Source organism: Pseudomonas guariconensis, from assembly GCF_015680235.1.
In the GTDB taxonomy this organism is placed as follows: Bacteria; Pseudomonadota; Gammaproteobacteria; order Pseudomonadales; family Pseudomonadaceae; genus Aquipseudomonas; species Aquipseudomonas guariconensis_A.
Window position 1 is genome coordinate 405,724 of sequence record NZ_JADLJL010000001.1, and the last position, 15,322, is coordinate 421,045.

General features: G+C 61.7%; 19 protein-coding genes. 9 read left to right on the forward strand and 10 right to left on the reverse strand.

Features of this window, described 5'->3' with window-relative positions:
* Window positions 1-180 precede the first annotated feature (180 nt).
* A complete protein-coding gene (locus IRZ56_RS01850; protein WP_196143333.1) occupies window positions 181-582 on the forward strand; it encodes a helix-turn-helix domain-containing protein in 402 nt (133 codons plus the stop codon).
* 5 nt (window positions 583-587) lie between these two features.
* On the opposite strand, the gene IRZ56_RS01855 is transcribed toward IRZ56_RS01850, so the two are convergent.
* The 3 genes from IRZ56_RS01855 to IRZ56_RS01865 are packed head-to-tail and all read right to left on the reverse strand — an operon-like array spanning window position 588 to window position 1,619.
* A complete protein-coding gene (locus IRZ56_RS01855; protein WP_230381299.1) occupies window positions 588-974 on the reverse strand; it encodes a hypothetical protein in 387 nt (128 codons plus the stop codon).
* A complete protein-coding gene (locus IRZ56_RS01860; protein ID WP_196143334.1) occupies window positions 967-1,356 on the reverse strand; it encodes a head completion/stabilization protein in 390 nt (129 codons plus the stop codon). Before IRZ56_RS01860 ends, IRZ56_RS01855 begins: the two co-directional genes overlap by 8 nt.
* Before the next feature lie 14 nt (window positions 1,357-1,370).
* Window positions 1,371-1,619: a helix-turn-helix domain-containing protein gene (locus tag IRZ56_RS01865; protein WP_196143335.1), complete on the reverse strand. Its 249-nt coding sequence runs from the start codon at window positions 1,617-1,619 to the stop codon at window positions 1,371-1,373.
* A gap of 229 nt (window positions 1,620-1,848) precedes the next feature.
* Between IRZ56_RS01865 and IRZ56_RS01870 the strand changes: the two genes are divergently transcribed.
* Window positions 1,849-3,906 (forward strand): TonB-dependent receptor family protein, encoded by a 2,058-nt coding sequence (locus IRZ56_RS01870; protein WP_196143336.1) that lies wholly within the window; start codon window positions 1,849-1,851, stop codon window positions 3,904-3,906.
* Window positions 3,907-3,909: 3 nt separating this feature from the next.
* Here the strand turns inward: IRZ56_RS01870 and IRZ56_RS01875 are convergent, their stop codons facing one another.
* The gene (locus tag IRZ56_RS01875; RefSeq protein ID WP_196143337.1) at window positions 3,910-4,971 is read right to left on the reverse strand and encodes an AI-2E family transporter; all 1,062 of its coding nucleotides are present in this window, start codon (window positions 4,969-4,971) and stop codon (window positions 3,910-3,912) included.
* A gap of 123 nt (window positions 4,972-5,094) precedes the next feature.
* Here IRZ56_RS01875 and yegQ point away from each other — a divergent pair, with 123 nt between their 5' ends.
* From yegQ to IRZ56_RS01895, 4 genes are all read left to right on the forward strand, one after another.
* A complete protein-coding gene (gene yegQ / locus IRZ56_RS01880; RefSeq protein ID WP_196143338.1) occupies window positions 5,095-6,429 on the forward strand; it encodes a tRNA 5-hydroxyuridine modification protein YegQ in 1,335 nt (444 codons plus the stop codon).
* A gap of 164 nt (window positions 6,430-6,593) precedes the next feature.
* A complete protein-coding gene (locus IRZ56_RS01885) occupies window positions 6,594-7,022 on the forward strand; it encodes a DUF411 domain-containing protein (protein ID WP_196143339.1) in 429 nt (142 codons plus the stop codon).
* Window positions 7,022-7,459, forward strand: a complete 438-nt coding sequence (locus IRZ56_RS01890) for a YqaA family protein (RefSeq protein WP_196143340.1) — start codon at window positions 7,022-7,024, stop codon at window positions 7,457-7,459. Before IRZ56_RS01885 ends, IRZ56_RS01890 begins: the two co-directional genes overlap by 1 nt.
* Before the next feature lie 74 nt (window positions 7,460-7,533).
* Window positions 7,534-8,532, forward strand: coding sequence for an alpha/beta fold hydrolase (locus tag IRZ56_RS01895; RefSeq protein WP_196143341.1), 999 nt, complete (start codon window positions 7,534-7,536; stop codon window positions 8,530-8,532).
* 153 nt (window positions 8,533-8,685) lie between these two features.
* Here IRZ56_RS01895 and IRZ56_RS01900 read toward each other — a convergent pair whose 3' ends face one another.
* The 4 genes from IRZ56_RS01900 to IRZ56_RS01915 form a co-directional block, all read right to left on the reverse strand.
* Window positions 8,686-9,270 (reverse strand): DinB family protein, encoded by a 585-nt coding sequence (locus tag IRZ56_RS01900; protein ID WP_196143342.1) that lies wholly within the window; start codon window positions 9,268-9,270, stop codon window positions 8,686-8,688.
* An 11-nt stretch (window positions 9,271-9,281) separates the two neighbouring features.
* Window positions 9,282-10,388 carry a cell division protein ZapE gene (gene zapE, locus IRZ56_RS01905; protein WP_196143343.1) on the reverse strand — a complete coding sequence of 369 codons (1,107 nt, stop codon included), beginning with the start codon at window positions 10,386-10,388 and terminating at the stop codon, window positions 9,282-9,284.
* 85 nt (window positions 10,389-10,473) lie between these two features.
* Window positions 10,474-11,619 carry a PQQ-dependent sugar dehydrogenase gene (locus IRZ56_RS01910; protein WP_196143344.1) on the reverse strand — a complete coding sequence of 382 codons (1,146 nt, stop codon included), beginning with the start codon at window positions 11,617-11,619 and terminating at the stop codon, window positions 10,474-10,476.
* Window positions 11,620-11,643: 24 nt separating this feature from the next.
* Complete coding sequence (locus tag IRZ56_RS01915) at window positions 11,644-11,964, reverse strand: hypothetical protein (protein ID WP_196143345.1); 321 nt, start codon at window positions 11,962-11,964, stop codon at window positions 11,644-11,646.
* A gap of 225 nt (window positions 11,965-12,189) precedes the next feature.
* On the opposite strand from IRZ56_RS01915, the gene IRZ56_RS01920 reads away from it, so the two are divergent.
* Window positions 12,190-12,666, forward strand: coding sequence for an LEA type 2 family protein (locus IRZ56_RS01920; protein ID WP_196143346.1), 477 nt, complete (start codon window positions 12,190-12,192; stop codon window positions 12,664-12,666).
* 4 nt (window positions 12,667-12,670) lie between these two features.
* Here IRZ56_RS01920 and IRZ56_RS01925 read toward each other — a convergent pair whose 3' ends face one another.
* A complete protein-coding gene (locus tag IRZ56_RS01925; RefSeq protein ID WP_196143347.1) occupies window positions 12,671-12,934 on the reverse strand; it encodes a hypothetical protein in 264 nt (87 codons plus the stop codon).
* 127 nt (window positions 12,935-13,061) lie between these two features.
* Between IRZ56_RS01925 and IRZ56_RS01930 the strand changes: the two genes are divergently transcribed.
* On the forward strand, window positions 13,062-13,382 hold the full coding sequence (locus IRZ56_RS01930) for a DUF883 family protein (protein ID WP_196143348.1): 321 nt from the start codon (window positions 13,062-13,064) through the stop codon (window positions 13,380-13,382).
* A 21-nt stretch (window positions 13,383-13,403) separates the two neighbouring features.
* Here IRZ56_RS01930 and IRZ56_RS01935 read toward each other — a convergent pair whose 3' ends face one another.
* Window positions 13,404-14,021 carry a tRNA-(ms[2]io[6]A)-hydroxylase gene (locus IRZ56_RS01935; RefSeq protein ID WP_196143349.1) on the reverse strand — a complete coding sequence of 206 codons (618 nt, stop codon included), beginning with the start codon at window positions 14,019-14,021 and terminating at the stop codon, window positions 13,404-13,406.
* A gap of 155 nt (window positions 14,022-14,176) precedes the next feature.
* On the opposite strand from IRZ56_RS01935, the gene IRZ56_RS01940 reads away from it, so the two are divergent.
* A complete protein-coding gene (locus IRZ56_RS01940; protein WP_196143350.1) occupies window positions 14,177-15,040 on the forward strand; it encodes a universal stress protein in 864 nt (287 codons plus the stop codon).
* The last annotated feature ends 282 nt before the right edge of the window (window positions 15,041-15,322 follow it).

The following is a 15,322-nucleotide window of genomic DNA, read 5'->3' on the forward strand; positions in this document are numbered from 1 at the left end:
GCGCCAGAACACTCTATAAGCTTGCGCTGGAATTATCGTAGGCACATACCCAAATATATGTAGTCCTTTTCATCGCAGCCATATTTTTTGCCATCCGCGCTGAAGTGATATATCGCCAATATATTCATATTGCATACCTTTGCCTACAAATCTTATCACTACTCTTCCATGGTATTCACAATGAGTAAAACCTGCATCGCTGCGATATTGAGCCGACTGAAGCTGATTTCTGGTTGCACAACCGATATCGAGCTTGCCAAAGCGTTGGGCATCAGCCCGCAAACCTTGAGTAGTTGGAAAGTGCGTGGGCGCGTCCCTTATTCGCTGTGCGTCGCGCTGGCCGAACAACAGGGTTTGTCACTGGACTGGTTATTGTTGGGGGATGGCACCCAGGCTCGGACTCCCCCAGCCCCACAGGCGGACACCTCGACGCCAACCTGGGAGGCGGATCTGCTCGTGCAATTGAGGGAGTTGTCCGACCTGGACCTGCAAACCATCCGTGCGACCGTTCAGGACAAGCTGCGCATCTCTCAGCTGGAGCGTCGCCTCGAAGAGCTTGCAAGCCGTCCCGGCAATCATTGATTGCCCTAGCCTCCTTTGCGCCAGCGCTGGATCATGTCCTGCAGGTCTGCATGATCCACCCAATGCATGACCTTGATGCTGATGGGAATGACGACCAGGGCTGCGACAAATGCAGCGACACCACTGGGCAGGGAGGGCGCGAGCGACAGCACGAATGGCGTGAAGAGGTAGCCAACGCCGCCTGCCAGTGCCAGGGCGACCATGCGTTGCCAGACCTTCAATCGATCATCGTTGCTCAGAATGCCCCACTGCCTTAGCCGACGTCGTGAGCTGCTTACCAGCCAGGCGCCGAGCATCGCTCCGAACAGGGCATTGAAGTCCAGGCTGGTCGGTCCGCCGACCTCCTGGAAGTGCTCCAGGGTATGCAGGGTCGTCTCCAGCAGTTCATTCATGGGACACCTCGTTGCGTAATGGCGCGCCCAGCCCAACCTCGGTGACATGTCGGGCCAAGGCTCTGCGGGTACCCGCTTCCACCAGCCGTAGGTAGCAGGTCGAAAGCGCCCTGCCCTGGTCGTGCCGAGCCACGTCGATGAGCCGCCTATAGCCACGCTCGCGCAGGCACCGCCGCCATTGGGCGAACTCCTGGGCTGCCAGTTCAACCGACGCCCTGGCGGCCAATTCCAATTGCGTATCGCTGATTCCAGGAGGAAGGCGCAAGCGGTCACGCAATACATCCAGATCGATACGTGGCCAGAACAAGTCGTGGCATGCCAGATAACGCGCCCCCTGGAGTTGGGAGTCGACCTCGGTAGTTGCTGAAGCGTTACGGTTCATCGACGGCTTCCTTCTTACTGGTCTTTCAACAGGCCGTACCGCATGGCCTTGATCACCGCAGCGACCCGGGTATTTACAGCAAACTTGCGTAGGATATTGCTGATATGAAAATTAACAGTTGACTCTTTGCATCCTACGATCTGGCCAATTTCCCAAGATGTCTTGCCATAGGCGCACCAAAGCAGAACTTCTTTTTCCCTTGGGGTGAGATGGATGGACTGCTCGACGGCGGCGTCGGGCTTCAGTTGGCTTTGCAGGTTCATAGGACGCTCTCCATACGTTCATAATTTGCCCCTCAGGGGCTTCGCTGTTGCTGTCCTTGCACCTTACGAACTAATGAGCGGCACGCTCCAGCAGTGAGCGTTGTAAAAGCGCTCCCGACAAAAATGACTGGCATTTAATGCGCACACCTTTGGATTATTCGACGTGCTCTGGTGGATTTTTCGTTCGTCTGAGGAGAGTTGCCGCCTGTAAATTGCCTGGAGTTTTGCGATGCGTTCCGTTTTACCTGTCACTTGCGCTGCTGGCGTGTTGGCGATCTGTGCCAATAGCCCTGACCTGGCGGCTGCCCCCGTGGAGCTGGACCAGGTATTGATCCAGGAACAGCAAGACGAACAGGAGCTGGCCGCGCAACGTCTGCGGCAAACACCAGGCGCGACCAACCTGGTGGACATGCAACGGGTGGAGCAAGGACGGGTTGCCAGCAACCAGGACGTACTTGCCTATCAGCCAGGGGTCTTCGCCCAATCGGCTGGCAACGATGGCATCAAGCTGTCGATTCGTGGTTCGGGTATCAACCGCGCCCCTGGCGCCCACGGGTCAGGGGTCTATACGATGTTCGACGGCCTGCCGCTGACCGGCCCTGGCGGCACGCCCTATGAACTGTTCGAGCCGTTGTGGCTGAGCCGCGCCGAAGTGTTGCGCGGGGCCAACGGGTTCGACCAGGGCGCCCTTGCCCTGGGCGGCGCAATCAACTATGTGACCCATACCGGTCATGACGCCGCCCCTTTGCAGCTGCGTTACGAAGTGGGCAGCCGCGGCTACGCCCACCGGCACATCAGCTCTGGCCAGGTGCTGGGTGACCTGGACTACTACGTCGCCCTGACCGATGCCGAATACGACGGTTACCAGGCACACAGCAGCGGCAGTGCCAAGGGCATCGCCGCCAATATCGGTTATCGCTTCAACGCCAACCTGGAAACGCGCTTCTACCTGCGCTACCGGGAGACCGAGAACGAGTTGGCCGGGCGCTTGACCAAGCAGCAGATCAAGCATGATCCGCGTGCGGCTAACCCTGCCTACGTGGAGCGTGACGACAGCCGACCACAGCCGGGCAGTACTTGGTTGGCCAATAAGACCACATTTTACCTCGACGATGATTCACACTTTGAGGCAGGACTGGTCTACCACGACTACCCGATGGATCTGCGCGAAGGCCCAATGCGTCTGAAAGTCGCCTATACCGATGTCAGCGGGACACTCAACTACGTACGTCGTGAGACCCTGCTCGGCCGTGAGAGCAAGACCACCGTCGGTTGGCGCACGACCAAGCACCTGCCTAACAGCGGCGCCTCGCAGTTTGAGCGCGATGGTGATGTCTTCGGACCTCGAAGCCGCGACTTCAGCTACCAAGGCTCGGATACCGTCTTTCATATTGGCAACGATCTCGAGCTCATCCCCGATCTATGGCTGACCACCGGCCTGGCGATGATCTACACCCGCCGTGAGAGCGATGTCACCTACCCTGCTGATGGCGGCAAGGTCAGCCAGCACGATTGGGACTACGCACCGCGCCTTGGCCTGCGCTACGACATCAATCCGCAATTGCAGGTTTATGGCAACCTGAGCCGATCGGTCGAGCCGCCACACCCATGGTCGCTCATCTGGAGTTCGACAGTCGCCACTCAGCCAATCGAGATGCAAAACCAGACTGCCACCACGCTGGAGTTGGGTGCGCGCGGCGATTCGGTCTTGGGCGATTGGGACCTGGCCTGGTACTACTCGCGCGTACGTCACGAACTACTGGCCGTGGAAATCGTGCAGGGCGCTCCAGCCAAGGAGTTCAACGCCAGCCCCACCATCCACCACGGCATCGAGGCCGGCCTGGACAGCACCCTGTGGGAGCAGGCCGGTATCGGCAGGCTCTCCCTGCGCCAGGCCTACACCTTCAGCGACTTCCACTACCGCGACGATGACAGGTTCGGCGACAACCGCCTGCCCGGCATTCCCATGCATTACTACCAGGCCGAGGTGCGCTACGACTGGCCCAGCGGGTTCTATGCCGGGCTCAACACCCAGATGGCTTCCAAGGTCCAGGTCGACTATGCCAACAGCTACCCTGCCGACGCCTATGCCCTGCTCGGCGCACGCCTGGGCTGGAATTCACCCAGGCAGAATTGGCAGACCTGGCTGGACCTGCGCAACCTGACCAACAAGCGCTACGCCGCCACGGTCACACCCGGCTACGACGACCAAGGCCTGGACAGCCCGCGCTCCACGCCCGGCGAAGGGTTCGCCGTGTATGCGGGCGTGTCCTACAGCTTGCGGTGACGACTACGGAAGTTGTACCTGCAACCGACTGCCGGTGAAGATCGCCCAGCTGGACATGAACAGTGCCGCGATCAGCGGCCCGATGACGAAGCCGTTGAGCCCAAACACCGCCAGGCCGCCGATGGTTGAAATCAGGATCAAGTAGTCGGGCATGCGTGTGTCCTTGCCCACCAGGACCGGGCGCAGCAGATTGTCCACCAGGCCAATCACCAGCACGCCGAAGGCGATCAGCACCAGGCCCGGTATGATCGCGCCGGTAGCAAGGAAATAGGCGGCCACCGGCGCCCAGACCATGGCGGCCCCCACCGCCGGCAGCAATGACAGAAAAGCCATCAGCACGCCCCAGACCAGCGCGCTGGGAATGCCCAGCACCCAGAAAATCAGCCCGCCCAGGGCGCCCTGGGTAGCGGCGACCAGCAGGTTGCCCTTGACCGTGGCCCGTACCACACGGCTGAACTTGAGCTGCAGGCGGCGCTTTTGCTGTTCGGGCAATGGCACGGCCATACGCACCTTGCGCGCCAGCTCCGCCCCCTCGCGCAGGAAGAAGAACAACAGGTAGAGCATCACGCCGAAGCTCACCAGGAAGTCGAAGGTCCCCTGGCCAAAGCTGAACGCCTGGCTGGCCAGGAACTGGCTACCTTGCATCGCCCATTTGGTGATCTTCTCGCGCAGCCCTTCCAGGTCGCCCATGCCCATGCGCTCCAGGCCGTTCTGGGCGAATGATGGCAACAGCGCCTTGAGCCCTTCGATATGGCCGGCGATGTCCAGCTCGCCTTTCTCGATGCGCTGGTAGATCGCTGCGCCTTCCTGCACCAGCAGGGCACTGATGATGATGACCGGCAGCACTGCAATCAGCAGGCACACCAGCAGGGTGACCGCTGCCGCCAGATTGCGACGCCGCCCCAGGCGCAGCACTAGGTCGCGTTGCAGCGGGGCGAACAGGATGGCGAGTATCACCGCCCAGAACACCGCGCCGTAGAACGGTAGCAGGATCCACACGAAAGCGATGGTCACCAGCGCCAGGAGCACGGCCAGGGCCTTGTTCTGCAATGCGGTCTCGTTCATGGGCATTCCTCGTGGGCTCAACAATTTAGTGCCCCCGCCGCGCGCAAAAGTGCCATTGATCCACGTCAATATCGTCTTGACGAACAGGCCGTAGCATCCGCGCCTTTTGCCCCTGGTGCGCCCATGACCCCACTCGCCAAGCCCGAATTGCTGGCCCCTGCCGGCACCCTCAAGACCATGCGCTATGCCTTCGCCTACGGCGCCGACGCGGTCTACGCCGGCCAGCCACGCTACAGCCTGCGGGTGCGCAACAACGAATTCGACCACGCCAACCTGGCCCTGGGCATCCAGGAGGCACATGCCCTGGGCAAGCGTTTCTACGTGGTGGTCAACATCGCCCCGCACAACGCCAAGCTCAAGACCTTCCTCAAGGACCTGGCTCCGGTGATCGCGATGGCGCCGGACGCGCTGATCATGTCCGACCCAGGCCTGATCATGCTGGTGCGCCAGCATTTCCCGAACATGCCCATCCACCTTTCGGTCCAGGCCAATACCGTGAACTGGGCCAGCGTCGAGTTCTGGCAGCAGCAAGGTGTAGCCCGGGTGATCCTGTCACGCGAGCTGTCGCTGGAGGAAATCGAAGAGATCCGCCAGCAAGTACCCAGCATGGAGCTGGAAGTGTTCGTCCACGGTGCCCTCTGCATGGCCTATTCCGGGCGCTGCCTGTTGTCGGGCTACCTCAACCGCCGCGATGCCAACCAGGGCACCTGCACCAACGCCTGCCGCTGGAAATACCAGGCAACAGCTGCCACCGAGAACGCCACAGGCGAGATCGTTCGCGAAGTCGAACCGACCCTAGGCCTGGGAACGCCCACCGACCAGGTATTCCTGCTCCAGGAGGGTAACCGCCCAGGCGAAGAAATGCCTGCCTTCGAGGACGAACATGGCACCTACATCATGAATGCCAAGGATCTGCGCGCGATCCAGCATGTGGAACGGCTCGCCCGGATGGGCGTGCACTCGTTGAAGATCGAGGGGCGGACCAAGTCGCACTTCTATTGCGCCCGCGCCGTGCAGTCCTACCGCCAGGCCATCGACGATGCCGTGGCCGGGCGCCCGTTCGACCTGACCCTGATGGACAACCTGGAGTCCCTGGCCCAACGCGGCTACACCGAAGGCTTCTTGCGACGCCATGTGCACGACGAATACCAGAACTACCAACGTGGCAATTCTGTGTCCGATCGCCAGCAATTCGTTGGCGAGCTGACCGGTGCTCGGGTGGCTGGTCTGGCGGAGGTCACGGTCAAGAACCGCTTTGCCGTGGGTGATCACCTGGAGCTGATGACGCCTCGCGGCAACTACCACTTCGACCTGGATCGCTTGAGCGATCGCGAGCAACAGGCGATCCAGGTAGCTCCTGGGGATGGTCATGTGGTCTACCTACCGATCCCGGAGCAGGTACCGCTCGAGCATGGCTTGCTGATGCGTGATCTGGACCCAGGGCAAAACGCCACCTGACAACGCTGTAATCTTGCCTTCAGCTCAATGACAGCCTGCACAGGCGAGCATTGCACCAAGCGCGACCGGCACCGCTCGCGCTGCGCCTGGGGCCGGCTTGCGCTATGCTGCGGGCCATACCTGCCAGGCAGCCTGCACGCCTGCGTTTGAAGAGGAGTTTCACCATGCTGCGCAAACACCTGCTCCCCCTCGGCCTGCTGGCGATTTCCAGCCTGGCCCAGGCCGCCGAGACCATCGATGTCTACCGCGACCCCAACTGCGGCTGCTGCAAGGAGTGGGTCAGCCACCTGCGCGACAATGGCTTCACCGTCAATGATCATGTCGAGCCGAACATGAGCGAAGTCAAGCAGCGCCTGGGTGTGGCACCGCGCTTGGCTTCATGCCACACCGGCGTGATCGATGGCAAGTTCGTCGAAGGCCATGTGCCAGCCGAGCAGGTTCGCCTGCTGGCAAAGCGCGATGACCTCAAGGGTATCGCTGTTCCGGGCATGCCCATGGGCTCGCCTGGCATGGAAATGGGCGACCACAAGGACCATTACCAGGTCATCGGTGTGACCCGCGAGGGCAAGGACGAAGTACTGGCCGACTATTGATGCTCAGCCTCTGGGCGCTGTTTCTCAGCGCCTTCGGCGCCGCCACGCTGCTGCCGTTGCAATCGGAAGCGGTGCTGGTGGGGCTGTTGCTGCGAGAGCCGGCCGCCTGGGCGACGTTGCTGCTGGTCGCCACTCTGGGCAACGTATTGGGTTCGATCGTCAACTGGCTGTTAGGGCGCGCCATCGAGCACCTGCGCGAACGTCGCTGGTTCCCCTTCAGCGCCACCCAGCTCGAACGCGCACAGCAACGCTACAGACGCTGGGGGCAATGGTCGCTGCTGTTGAGCTGGATGCCGGTGATCGGCGACCCCCTCACCTTGATTGCCGGCATCATGCGCGAACCCTTCTGGCGTTTCCTGTTGCTGGTTACCCTGGCCAAGGGAGGGCGCTACCTGGTGTTGGCCATGATCACCCTGGGCTGGCTACACGGCCGGTGACATTTTTTACGCGTTTGACTTTCTTCTGACTGCTAAAGTCGCCTATTCCTACATGGCCCAACACGGAGTGCCCCATGCTGCGCGCAACCGCCCTGGCCCTGGCCTGCTTCCTGGGCAGCCCGGCCTTCGCCGCCCCGGCGCCGACCTACGGCAAGCAACTCGAAGGTTTCACCTACCCGCACCCCCTCAAGCACTACGACTTCCAGTCCCAAGGCCAAGCGCTGCAAATGGGCTACATGGACGTGCCTCCCAAAGGCAAGGCCAATGGCCGCAGTGTGGTGCTGATGCACGGCAAAAACTTCTGCGCGGCCACCTGGGAAACCAGCCTGGACGCCTTGAGCCAGGCAGGCTACCGAGTCATCGCTCCGGACCAGGTCGGTTTTTGCTCCTCCAGCAAGCCGGCGCACTACCAGTACAGCTTCCAGCAGCTGGCGCACAACACCCATGAGCTGCTCGAACACCTGGGTGTGAAACAGGCGATTATTCTCGGGCATTCCACCGGCGGCATGCTCGCCACCCGCTATGCCTTGATGTACCCCGCGCAGGTCGAGCGCCTGGCCATGGTCAACCCCATCGGTCTTGAAGACTGGAAGGCCCTGGGTGTGCCCTATCGCAGTGTGGACCAGTGGTACCAGCGCGAGCTCAAGCTTGATGCCGACGGGGTGCGCAACTATGAGCGCAACACCTATTACGCCGGGCGCTGGAAGCCGGAATACGAACGCTGGGTACAGATGCTGGTGGGCCTGAACCAAGGCCCGGGACATGAGGCGGTGGCGTGGAACTCGGCATTGATCTACGACATGATCTTCACCCAGCCGGTGTACTACGAATTCAAGGACCTGCAGATGCCGACCCTGTTGCTGATCGGCGATCAGGACACCACCGCCATTGGCAGCGATATCGCCTCGCCCGAGGTGAAGGCACGGCTGGGCAAGTACAAGGAACTGGGGCCAAAGGTGGCCGGGCTAATACCACAAGGTGAACTGGTCACCTTCAAAGGGCTGGGGCATGCGCCGCAGATCGAAGAACCGGCGCGCTTCCACACGACCTTGGTCGATTGGCTGGAGCGCTAGGCTCCCACACGCTATTGCGGGAGCCTGGCGCGCCCCGCGATCAAGGGCGCAGCCCTCGCTATCCATTCGATGGTAGGACCAGCCCGGTCGCGGGGGGCCTGCCGTCGGAGAAGAACCTGCGCCTACCGCCTCATGCGCCAGTGCTCTGCACCGTCAGGTCCTTCCCCAGATCAGCGCCTCGCTCCAACCAAGCTCGGCAAAGTCATCGGCTCGCAGGTTCGCCTCCTCCTCGCAGAAGAACTCATCTAACTGCGGTGGATGCACGGAGGTATCGCTGAGCATCGCATGCACCTGGCCCCGGTGATGGATCTGGTGCTCGAACAGGTGGGCCAGCAGGCGCAGGCGCGGCTCGCGTTGCAGGCGATCGGGGCGCACGATGCTCACATAGCGTTGCAGTTGGTCGTCCTGCAGCGACCGGCAATAGGCAATGAGTCGATGATCGGCCTGGGCCTGCTCGGCCAGCAGATCGGTGCAGGTGGCGAATGGTTGCTCGGGTTCGAAGAAGCGCTCACCGTCGGGGCCTGGCGCTTCGCCACGCTGCTCGCATTCCAGCGCATGCAGATAGAACCAATCCACCGTCAGCAGGTGATTGAGGGTGGCCTTGATCGAGGGGAAGAAGCTGCAACGGGGGGCGACGAACTCGTCGTGGGTCAGTTGCAGGCACGCCTTGTACAGGCGATGGTTGGCCCAGCCATTGTTGTAGGCCTGGGTCAGCAGATGATGCGACAGCGGCTCCATGGTCGGCTCCTTCAGACGAAGCGTTGCAGTTGCATCTCCCGTAGCCGGCTCAGGGTTCGCTGGAACGGGAACGCCAGATACCCTTGAGTGTAGAGTGCTTCGAGCGGTACTTCGGCTTCCAGGTAAAGGGCGACCCGACGGTCGTAGCATTCGTCGACCAAGGCGATGAAGCGCCGCACACCGTCATCCTTGGGTGCCAGGGTCGGCAGCTCACGGTCCCCGGCAACCACACGCTCAGCCCCATCCTCGGTACCGCGGGCGATGCGGCCGGCCTGCGGTTGCCCACCGAGCGCCGGGATACCTTCCACCAGGATCGCCGGAAACAGGTCGCACAAGGCCATGAACTCCAGGGCTGCCAGGGGTTGCTCGCACAGGTCGTTGAAGCGACACCACACAACCGCGTCGCTGCGCCGTATCACATTGACCTGACGGGCACCTATCGACAGAGGCGCATCGGTGCCGGCGTCGCCGTGGCTCAGCTGATGAAACACTGCCGGCAGAGCACTGGGTCGCCCAGGTTCGGTTACCCAGTAGCGTTGGTGCGAGGCACCGGGATGCAGGCGATGGTCCTGTTCACCGGCCACAGGCAAAACCCGCATATGCCGCTTGATGGCAGCGATAGCTGGCAGGAAACGCTCGCGGTTGAACCCGTCGCGGTAGAGTTGCTCCGGAGGCTGGTTGGAGGTCGCCACGACCACCACGCCTTGGTCGAACAGTGTCTGAAACAGACGGCCGAGGATGATCGCGTCGCCAATATCGCTGACGAAAAGTTCATCGAAGCACAATACGCGAATCTCTTGCGCCAGCGCCCGCGCCAGGGCCTGCAATGGGTCGGCAGTACCGTTGAGCTGGAACAACCGTTGATGCACCCAGGCCATGAAGTGGTGGAAATGCTGGCGGCGCGCCGGCACTTGCAGCGCTCGATGGAACTGATCCATCAGCCAGGTCTTGCCACGCCCGACCGGGCCCCAGAGGTAGATACCCTGGGTGGGCGTGCCCTGGCGCAGTGCCTCGAAACAGGCCTGAAGCTCGTCTACTGCCAGGGCCTGGGCTACATCGGGGACAAATCCGTGTTCGTCGAGAGCCTGGCGGTAGAGGGTTTTCGGGTCGAGTGACATGCCGGAGCCTTGGGCAAAAGCGCCATGGTAACCGGCGAAGCGACCGAGTGGGCAGCCGATTCGTAACGGCTGGGGCCTCGACCTGTCAGTTTTCGCTCAGGCCGACCTTGAGCAGTGCGCCGTCCTCGGCATCGGTCAATAGGTACAAGTAGCCATCCGGCCCTACCCGCACGTCACGGATCCGCGCCTCCAGTTCCCCGAGCAGACGCTCTTGGTGTACGACCTTGTCGCCCTCGAGCTGCAAGCGGATCAGTTCGCGGGACACCAGCGCGCCGATGAACAGGTTATGGTCCCAGGCCTTGAAGGTCGGGCTATCGTAGAAGGCCATGCCGCTGATGCCCGGTGATTTTTCCCATACATGGTGCGGGGGCTGGGTACCCTCCACATGCTTGCCCTTGGCCTCCGGAATCGGCAGCAACGAATAGTTGATTCCGTGGGTGGCCATCGGCCAGCCATAGTTCTTGCCCGGTCGCGGGATGTTGATTTCGTCGCCCCCTCGGGGGCCGTGCTCATGGGTCCATAACTGGCCGGTCCAGGGGTTGAGGGCGGCGCCCTGCTGGTTACGGTGGCCGTAGGACCAGATTTCCGGCCGTACATTGGCCTGGCCGACGAATGGGTTGTCCTTGGGCACTTCGCCATCCGGCAGGATCCGAACGACCTTGCCCTGCAGCTTGTCCAGGTCTTGGGCGGTAGGGCGCTGGTTGTTTTCCCCCAAGGCGACGAACAGGTGACCATCATGGTCGAACACCAGCCGCGAACCGAAATGGATACCATCGGACAGTTTGGGCTGCTGGCGGAAGATCACGGTGAAATTCTCCAGGCGGGACAGGTCCTGAGACAGTTGGCCGCGGCCGACCGCAGTACCGCCCTTGCCATCGGCACCTCGCTCGGCAAACGACAGGTACACCGTACGGTCCTTGGCAAAATCCGGTGACAGTGCCACATCCAGCAGCCCGCCCTGCCCTTCGGCCCAGACCTTGGGCACGCCGCTCATGGCCGGGCCGACCTTGCCGTCTGCGCTGACCACGCGCAGGTTGCCAGGCCGTTCAGTGACGAGCATGCCCTTGCCTTCGGGCAGGAAGGCCAGGGCCCAAGGATGGCGCAGACCGTCGGCTACCGTGCTGACAGTCAGCTGGCCTTCCTCGCTGGGCAATTGGCGTTCGGAGGCGGCCTGTGCCAGCGGCATCAGGGCTGTAACGGCCAGGGTGAACAACCAGGTACGTGGCTTCATGTTTGGTTCCTTCCAGGTGGCGGCTCAGGGCAGACGTTGGCTATCCCGTGGTGGCCGGGTGGGTTCCAGATTGGGCGCACGCTGTTCGCGTCGCAGGTTTTCGCCGTTACCGATACCGCGGTTATCCAAGGTTGGCGGTCGCGGGTTGGGTTGCGTCGAAGGCCCCCGGATCGGCGGCGCCGCAGGCATGCTGCCTTGGCGGCTGTTGGGGTTGGCGCGTTGGATCGGGCTGTTGTAGGGGTTGTTTCTGTCGCTGGCAATGGACAGCGGTTGCGCCAGGGGGGCAGTCGGCAATGGCAGGCTCAGCAACAGGCCGATGGCCAGGGTTGGCAGTGTCGAATTCATGCTTCACCTCCTTTGCGAAAGGCGCGCTCAAGCGTTGGATAGCCTAAGGCGCGACAGGTTCGCGACGAAAGAGCGAATGCCGGTAGAGATGATTCCTGATATTTCAGTATGGCCCGAAGGGCCCGCTGCGCAGTGCCCAATGACCGAGGGTTCGTGCGCCAGTGCTTTCAACGTTCGCGTGCTTTTGCCACACTGCGGTCTGGAACTGGACACAAGGCATATGCCATGAACTTGCGACCAAGCCGTTTCTGGCTGACTGTCCTGCTTGCCTGTACGCTCAACGCCTGTGCGCTGTTTCAGCCGCGGGCCCCGTTGAACATCAGCGTTGTTGGCATCGAGCCACTTCCGTCGCAGGCGTTGGAAATGCGCATGGCGGTGAAGATCCGCGTGCAGAACCCCAACGAGACACCCGTCGATTTCAACGGCATTGCGCTTAACCTCGAAGTCAACGACCAGCCCCTGGCGGCTGGCGTCAGCGACCAGAAAGGGCATATAGGGCGTTATGACGAAGCGGTCGTGGTGGTGCCGGTGAGCATCACTGCCTTTGCTGTATTGCGCCAAGCCTATGGCTTGAGCCGACTGGATTCACTGCAGGGCCTGCCGTACGTACTGCGTGGCAAGATGGCCGGCGGCCCCTTGGGCACCGTGCGCTTTACCGATGAGGGCACACTCGACCTGCCCGAGGGCAGCCTGGTCCGTTGATGGATCAGCGATTACTGCTGGCGGCAGCCATCATCTTGTTGACTTCGCTGCGCACCAGGCCGACGAATTCCGGAGGCGACATGCCATCGAGCTCGGCGCGGACCCACTCGGCCCATTTGCTCTTGCGCCGGGGCTTTTCACCGATCAGCCGCGCAGCTTCGCCCTTGGCCTTGCCGAGGTTGTTCTGCCAATACTCGAACAGCCGGGCCTTTTCCGCCTCGATCTGCGCCCGTTCCTCGAAGCTTCTGTTGGCCAGATTGAAACTCATGGTATTACCTGCCGCTTGAAAATGGCCGCTATCTTACACTGTAGCGGCGAGCGACCGGTACGCCGACGCAACTTTCCACGGGCAGCGGTATCCATTGCCCTGACAATCAGCGAATGAGGACGTGTTCATGGCCAGGAAAAGCGCCCCGCAAACAGACAGCGAACAGATCAAGGACCAGGTATTCAGTGAATTGCAGGCTTTGATCGAAGAGTCGGAGCGGCTGCTGAATGACAGCGCTGCGCTGGTAGGCGATGAAGCCGATACCTTACGTGCCCAGGTCAACCTGAAGCTGCGCCAGGCGAATCGGGCCGTGGCCAGGTTGCGGGGCAAGGCACAACCTGCGGTAGCAGCCGCCGAAGACTATATAGGTGGTCACCCATGGCAGACGGTAGCGATTAGCGCAGGCCTGGGCTTGGTCGTCGGGCTGCTGCTGGGGCGGAGTCGTTGATCGCGTTGGCGCGCTATGCACTCAGGCTGCACGGGCCATGGGCACGCCGCTGTGGAAACGCAGCTCCTGGTCGGCAGAGAGGATCAAGTGCGCTTCCGCCTCGCGCACCTGCTCCACGACATGCGCAATATCCGCTTCGTCACCATATTGTTGGGCCAGCTTCAGGTAGCCCTGGTAATGGCGCGCCTCGCTTTTGAGCAGACCATGGTAGAACGCCCCCAGTTCTTCGTCCAAGTGCGGCACCAGGGCCGCGAAACGTTCGCAGCTACGGGCCTCGATGAAAGCACCGACCACTAGGGTATCGACCAGCTTGACCGGCTCGTGTGCCCTTACCAAGCGCCGCAAGCCAGAGGCGTAGCGCCCCGCCGAAACCGGCCGCAGCGGTACACCGCGGCGCTTCATCAGGCGCAGCACCTGCTCATGATGGACCAGCTCCTCGCGGGCCAGGCGCGACATCATGTTGATCAGGTCAATGTGCGTGTTGTACTTGGCGATCAGGCTCAATGCGGTGCTGGCAGCCTTGAATTCGCAGTTCTTGTGGTCGATCAACAGGGTTTCCTGGTCGGCCAGCGCCGCTTCGATCCAGGCGTCGGGAGTTGGGCAGCCAAGGAAGGCGTCAATTTCAGGAATCAGGGACATAAGCTCATAAACTACAGGCCAACGGCAGGATCGGCGATTATACCGGGGGTAGCGGCAATCGCCAGCGACTATGCTTGATACACATCAAGCGGCACTGCGCGCAACGCCAACTATAGTCAGGCACTGGCCGTTACTTACCAAGGGAGCTCACGCCCATGCAAGCCGTCCGCAGTATTCTCGTCGTCCTTGACCCCGAGCATGCCCACAGTCGCGCCCTGACCCGCGCCAAGCTCATTTCCGGCGTAACAGGCGCGCGCCTGCACCTGTTGATGTGCGACAAGCGACAAGACCATAGCGCCTTGCTCAGCCTGCTCAGTAGCCAACTGCACGATGATGGGTACGATAACGTTACCCATGAGCAGGCCTGGCATGACAGCTTGCATGAGTCCATCATCGACGTGCAGCAGGCCGAGGGCTGCGAACTGGTGATCAAGGAGCATCGCCCGGACACCCCCTTGCGCAAGGCATTGCTCACGCCCAACGACTGGAAGCTGCTGCGTCAGTGCCCCTGCGCGGTACTGATGGTCAAGAGCGAGCGCCCATGGACAGGCGGTGCGATCCTCGCGGCCGTGGATGTCGGCAACACTGATGAAGACCATCGACGCCTGCATGCCAGCATCGTTGATCACGGCTACGCCATTGCGGGGCTGGCCAAGGGCCAATTGCATGTGATCAGCGCCCACCCCTCCCCCATGCTCGCAGCGTCCGACCCGGCCTACCAGCTTTCGGAAACCATCGAGCAGCGCTATCGGGAGGCATGTAAGGCTTTTCAGGCGGAATTCGATATTCCCGACGATCATCTGCATATCGCCGAAGGGCCGGCAGATGTATTGATTCCTTATACAGAGAAGCAGCTTGATGCCGTGGTGACGGTTATAGGTACCGTCGCCCGCACTGGTATTTCAGGCGCCTTGATCGGCAATACTTCAGAGGTGGTGCTCGACTCGCTCGAAGGGGATGTGCTGGTGCTCAAGAGTGAAGAAGCTACGGCACACCTGGCGGAGCTGGCACGCGGTTGAGATCAATCGAGGATGCAGGTTTTGCGGCCGCTTCGCGCCCGCTTCGCGGCGCAAGGCCGCTCCTACAGGCCGGCGCGGCTGCCAGACCTGGAAGATAAGCTTTGCTTAAGAGAAACACGGGCCCTGTAGGAGCGGCCTTGTGCCGCGAAGCGGGCGCGCAGCGGCCGTAGACCCCGGGCGCGGTTATCAGACCCGGAAAGACAAAACCCCTACCTGCTCGCGCAGATAGGGGTTTTGCGAAATGAATCTTGACGATGACCTACTCTCACATGGGGAAGCCCC

What these genes read in the sequence shown, in the direction of transcription:
- zapE (WP_196143343.1), bottom strand. Translation starts at nt 10,388, where the DNA reads ATGTCACTCGACCCGAAAACCCTCTACCGCCAGGCTCTCGACGAACAC.
- yegQ (WP_196143338.1), top strand. Translation starts at nt 5,095, where the DNA reads ATGACCCCACTCGCCAAGCCCGAATTGCTGGCCCCTGCCGGCACCCTC.
- IRZ56_RS01900 (WP_196143342.1), bottom strand. Translation starts at nt 9,270, where the DNA reads ATGGAGCCGCTGTCGCATCATCTGCTGACCCAGGCCTACAACAATGGC.
- IRZ56_RS01855 (WP_230381299.1), bottom strand. Translation starts at nt 974, where the DNA reads ATGAATGAACTGCTGGAGACGACCCTGCATACCCTGGAGCACTTCCAG.
- IRZ56_RS01865 (WP_196143335.1), bottom strand. Translation starts at nt 1,619, where the DNA reads ATGAACCTGCAAAGCCAACTGAAGCCCGACGCCGCCGTCGAGCAGTCC.
- IRZ56_RS01930 (WP_196143348.1), top strand. Translation starts at nt 13,062, where the DNA reads ATGGCCAGGAAAAGCGCCCCGCAAACAGACAGCGAACAGATCAAGGAC.
- IRZ56_RS01920 (WP_196143346.1), top strand. Translation starts at nt 12,190, where the DNA reads ATGAACTTGCGACCAAGCCGTTTCTGGCTGACTGTCCTGCTTGCCTGT.
- IRZ56_RS01895 (WP_196143341.1), top strand. Translation starts at nt 7,534, where the DNA reads ATGCTGCGCGCAACCGCCCTGGCCCTGGCCTGCTTCCTGGGCAGCCCG.
- IRZ56_RS01935 (WP_196143349.1), bottom strand. Translation starts at nt 14,021, where the DNA reads ATGTCCCTGATTCCTGAAATTGACGCCTTCCTTGGCTGCCCAACTCCC.
- IRZ56_RS01860 (WP_196143334.1), bottom strand. Translation starts at nt 1,356, where the DNA reads ATGAACCGTAACGCTTCAGCAACTACCGAGGTCGACTCCCAACTCCAG.
- IRZ56_RS01870 (WP_196143336.1), top strand. Translation starts at nt 1,849, where the DNA reads ATGCGTTCCGTTTTACCTGTCACTTGCGCTGCTGGCGTGTTGGCGATC.
- IRZ56_RS01910 (WP_196143344.1), bottom strand. Translation starts at nt 11,619, where the DNA reads ATGAAGCCACGTACCTGGTTGTTCACCCTGGCCGTTACAGCCCTGATG.
- IRZ56_RS01850 (WP_196143333.1), top strand. Translation starts at nt 181, where the DNA reads ATGAGTAAAACCTGCATCGCTGCGATATTGAGCCGACTGAAGCTGATT.
- IRZ56_RS01940 (WP_196143350.1), top strand. Translation starts at nt 14,177, where the DNA reads ATGCAAGCCGTCCGCAGTATTCTCGTCGTCCTTGACCCCGAGCATGCC.
- IRZ56_RS01915 (WP_196143345.1), bottom strand. Translation starts at nt 11,964, where the DNA reads ATGAATTCGACACTGCCAACCCTGGCCATCGGCCTGTTGCTGAGCCTG.
- IRZ56_RS01925 (WP_196143347.1), bottom strand. Translation starts at nt 12,934, where the DNA reads ATGAGTTTCAATCTGGCCAACAGAAGCTTCGAGGAACGGGCGCAGATC.
- IRZ56_RS01875 (WP_196143337.1), bottom strand. Translation starts at nt 4,971, where the DNA reads ATGAACGAGACCGCATTGCAGAACAAGGCCCTGGCCGTGCTCCTGGCG.
- IRZ56_RS01890 (WP_196143340.1), top strand. Translation starts at nt 7,022, where the DNA reads ATGCTCAGCCTCTGGGCGCTGTTTCTCAGCGCCTTCGGCGCCGCCACG.
- IRZ56_RS01885 (WP_196143339.1), top strand. Translation starts at nt 6,594, where the DNA reads ATGCTGCGCAAACACCTGCTCCCCCTCGGCCTGCTGGCGATTTCCAGC.